This is a genomic window from Streptomyces sp. NPDC059037, from assembly GCF_042740015.1.
Classification (GTDB): Bacteria; Actinomycetota; Actinomycetes; order Streptomycetales; family Streptomycetaceae; genus Streptomyces.
Genome location: NZ_JBHYIG010000307.1, coordinates 8,251 through 11,212, shown reverse-complemented (window position 1 = coordinate 11,212; position 2,962 = coordinate 8,251). Strand labels below are relative to the sequence as shown.

Here is a 2,962-nt window from a genome sequence, read left to right as displayed (position 1 = left end):
ACGCGCCGGACAGATCCCGGCGCTTGGGGGTGGGCCTTTCGTCATGTGCTCGCGCGGCGACGTATGGCGGCGTACTACGCGAGGGCCTCCACGGCCGCCGTAGCGAAACCGTGGTCCTGCTCGGGCGCTCCGCCGCCGACACCGATGGCGCCGATCAGCCGGCCGTCGCGGTGGACCGGAATGCCGCCGGCGATGAAGAGCAGCGGCCGGTCGAGGGCGGTGGGCAGGGTGTGGAAGGGGCCGTCCGGCTTGACCAGGTCGACGAGGTCGGCGGTCGGGGCGTTGAGCTGAAGCGCCGTGTACGCCTTGCGGGTGCTGGTCTCTCCGGAGATCAGCACGGCCCGGTCGTCACGCCGGAAGGCCAGCAGATGCCCGCCCGCGTCGAGGACGGTGACGCTGACCGTGACACCGGCGGCCTCGGCCGCGCGGTGGGCCGTGGAGACGAGCGCCTCGGCGTCCTGGATGGTCAGCGGGGCGACAGCGGTGGCGGTGGTGTTCATGGGGGGGTTCTCCTTGTGCGGGGGGGGGGCTATGGGGGGCGGGGTCAGTGGTGGACGGGCGCCGGCTGCTCCAGCGGGGCCGCTCCCGCGACGACCAGGCTCGGGGTGGCCGAGCGGCGCTCGAGCACCGCCGAGAGCACGGCCAGGAAGAGCGCGGAGCCCGCCAGGACCGCGCCCACCCAGTTCGGGGCGGTGTAGCCGAGGCCCGCGGAGATCACGAGGCCGCCGAGCCAGGCCGAGAGGGCGTTGCCGAGGTTGAAGGCGCCGATGTTCACGGCCGATGCGAGCGTGGGCGCGCCGGAGGCCTGGTCGAGCACCCGCTTCTGCAGCGGCGGCACGGTCGCGAATCCCAGGGCGCCGATCAGGGTGATGGTCACGGCTGCCGCGATCTTGTTGTGCGCGGTGAAGGTGAAGAGGGCGAGCACCACGGCAAGCCCGCTCAGCGAGATGTAGAGCAGCGGCATCAGCGCGCGGTCCGCGAACTTCCCGCCGATCAGGTTGCCTGCGACCATGCCGAGGCCGAAGAGGACGAGCAGCCAGGTCACGGAGGAGTCCGCGTAGCCCGCGACGTCCGTCATCATCGGCGCGAGGTAGGTGACGGCCGCGAAGACACCGCCGAAGCCGAGGATCGTCATCGCCATGGCGAGCAGTACTTGTACGTTGCGGAACGCGGCCAGCTCATGGCGGAGCCGTACGCCCTGGGGCTTGGGCAGGTCCGGGACCAGCTTGGCGATGCCCACGAGGCCGATGACGCCGAGGCCGGCCACGATGGCGAAGGTGATGCGCCAGCCGAGGGTCTGCCCGACGAGCGTGCCGAGCGGCACACCGACCACATTGGCCACGGTGAGGCCCGTGAACATCATGGCGATCGCTCCGGCCTTCTTCTCCGGTGCGACCAGCTCCGCCGCGACGACCGATCCGATGCCGAAGAAGGCTCCATGGGCGAGCGAGGCGACGACCCGGCCCGCCAGCATCACGCCGAAGGCCGGGGCCACGGCGGAGAGCAGATTGCCCGCGATGAACAGGCCCATCAGGATCATCAGCATCCGCTTGCGCGAAATACGGGTGCCGAGGACGGTCATCAGGGGAGCGCCGAGGACGACGCCGAGTGCGTAGCCGGTCACGAGGAGACCGGCCGTGGGGATGGAGACGCCGAAGTCACCCGCGACCTCAGGGAGCAGTCCCATGATCACGAACTCTGTGGTCCCGATTCCGAAGGCCCCGATCGCGAGGGCCAGTAGCGCGAGAGGCATGGTTCTACCTTCCAAGACGATTGCAGGTGCGCTTAGCTTGCGCCCACAATAGTTGCAGACGCGGGATACTTGCAACCGCTGGATATTGCGTACGTGCACTATCCTGGTTTCAGCCGCTCCGGGACGGAGGAACAAGAGCCATGACAGCGACGGACCCCGCACTGACCGCCCTTGCACAGGGCTGGTGCGCGCTCTCCCTGCTCCACGGGAAGATCGAGACCCACATCGAGCGCGTCCTGCAGGCCAAGCACGGCCTGAGCGTGCGCGAGTACTCCCTGCTCGACGTCCTCAGCCGGCAGCACGACGGAGAGGGCGGCCATCTACAGATGAAGCAGGTCGCCGACGCCGTCGTGCTCAGCCAGAGCGCCACCACACGCCTGGTCACCCGGCTCGAGGACCGCGGGCTGCTCGCCCGCTATCTGTGCCCGACCGACCGCCGGGGCATCTACACCGACGTCAGCGAGTCGGGAGCCGCGCTGCTCGCCGAGGCGCGTCCCACCAATGACACCGCGCTGCGCGAGGCGCTCGACGCGGCGGCGCTGGAACCGGAGCTCGCGCCGCTGGTCAGGGCCGTGGAAGCGGTGCGCGTACCGGCGTAATGACTGAACGACCGGCAGGTGGCCGCATAGGCTGCGGCTCATGGGAGATCTTGAGATACGCCCGGCCGTGGCCGACGACATCCCCGCCATCGTGAAGATGCTCGCCGATGACTCGCTGGGCAACCATCGCGAGTCGCCGGACGACCTCACGCCGTACCTCGCCGCGTACGAGCGACTGGCCGGCGACCCGAACCAGCACCAGGTCGTCGCCGTACGCGAAGGACGCGTCGTCGGCACCCTTCAGCTCACGATCATTCACGGGCTGTCCCGGAAGGGGGCCACCCGGTCGATCATCGAGGCCGTACGCATCCACGCCGACGAGCGCGGCAGTGGCCTCGGCACCCGCTTCATCGAGTGGGCCATCGAGGAATCCCGGCGCCAGAACTGCGAGTTGGTGCAGCTGACCTCCGACGCCACCCGCACCGATGCCCATCGCTTCTACGAGCGGCTCGGGTTCACGGCATCGCATGTGGGCTTCAAGTTGCAGCTCTGACGCTGCCGTTGACGTGTCGTACGGGTGGGGGGGGGGGGGGGGGTGGTGGGTAGGGAGAGCAGACGCGCGCGCGCGAGCGCGGCGGGGGCGGGCCCCCGCCCGCGCGCGCCCCCCCCC

The 2,962-nt window shown here is 70.1% G+C and carries 4 protein-coding genes; 2 read left to right on the top strand and 2 right to left on the bottom strand.

Annotation, left to right across the window (positions count from 1 at the left end; genetic code table 11):
- Positions 1-74 precede the first annotated feature (74 nt).
- Positions 75-500 (bottom strand): heme-binding protein, encoded by a 426-nt coding sequence (locus tag ACFWY6_RS38960; RefSeq protein ID WP_384700710.1) that lies wholly within the window; start codon positions 498-500, stop codon positions 75-77.
- 44 nt (positions 501-544) lie between these two features.
- Complete coding sequence (locus ACFWY6_RS38955; protein ID WP_384700708.1) at positions 545-1,753, bottom strand: MFS transporter; 1,209 nt, start codon at positions 1,751-1,753, stop codon at positions 545-547.
- Positions 1,754-1,893: 140 nt separating this feature from the next.
- Between ACFWY6_RS38955 and ACFWY6_RS38950 the strand changes: the two genes are divergently transcribed.
- Positions 1,894-2,352 carry a MarR family winged helix-turn-helix transcriptional regulator gene (locus tag ACFWY6_RS38950; protein WP_384700706.1) on the top strand — a complete coding sequence of 153 codons (459 nt, stop codon included), beginning with the start codon at positions 1,894-1,896 and terminating at the stop codon, positions 2,350-2,352.
- Between the two features lie 40 nt (positions 2,353-2,392).
- Positions 2,393-2,845: a GNAT family N-acetyltransferase gene (locus ACFWY6_RS38945; RefSeq protein WP_384700704.1), complete on the top strand. Its 453-nt coding sequence runs from the start codon at positions 2,393-2,395 to the stop codon at positions 2,843-2,845.
- The last annotated feature ends 117 nt before the right edge of the window (positions 2,846-2,962 follow it).

Coding starts and splice junctions, on each gene's coding strand:
- ACFWY6_RS38950 (WP_384700706.1), top strand. CDS start 1,894: ATGACAGCGACGGACCCCGCACTGACCGCCCTTGCACAGGGCTGGTGC.
- ACFWY6_RS38955 (WP_384700708.1), bottom strand. CDS start 1,753: ATGCCTCTCGCGCTACTGGCCCTCGCGATCGGGGCCTTCGGAATCGGG.
- ACFWY6_RS38960 (WP_384700710.1), bottom strand. CDS start 500: ATGAACACCACCGCCACCGCTGTCGCCCCGCTGACCATCCAGGACGCC.
- ACFWY6_RS38945 (WP_384700704.1), top strand. CDS start 2,393: ATGGGAGATCTTGAGATACGCCCGGCCGTGGCCGACGACATCCCCGCC.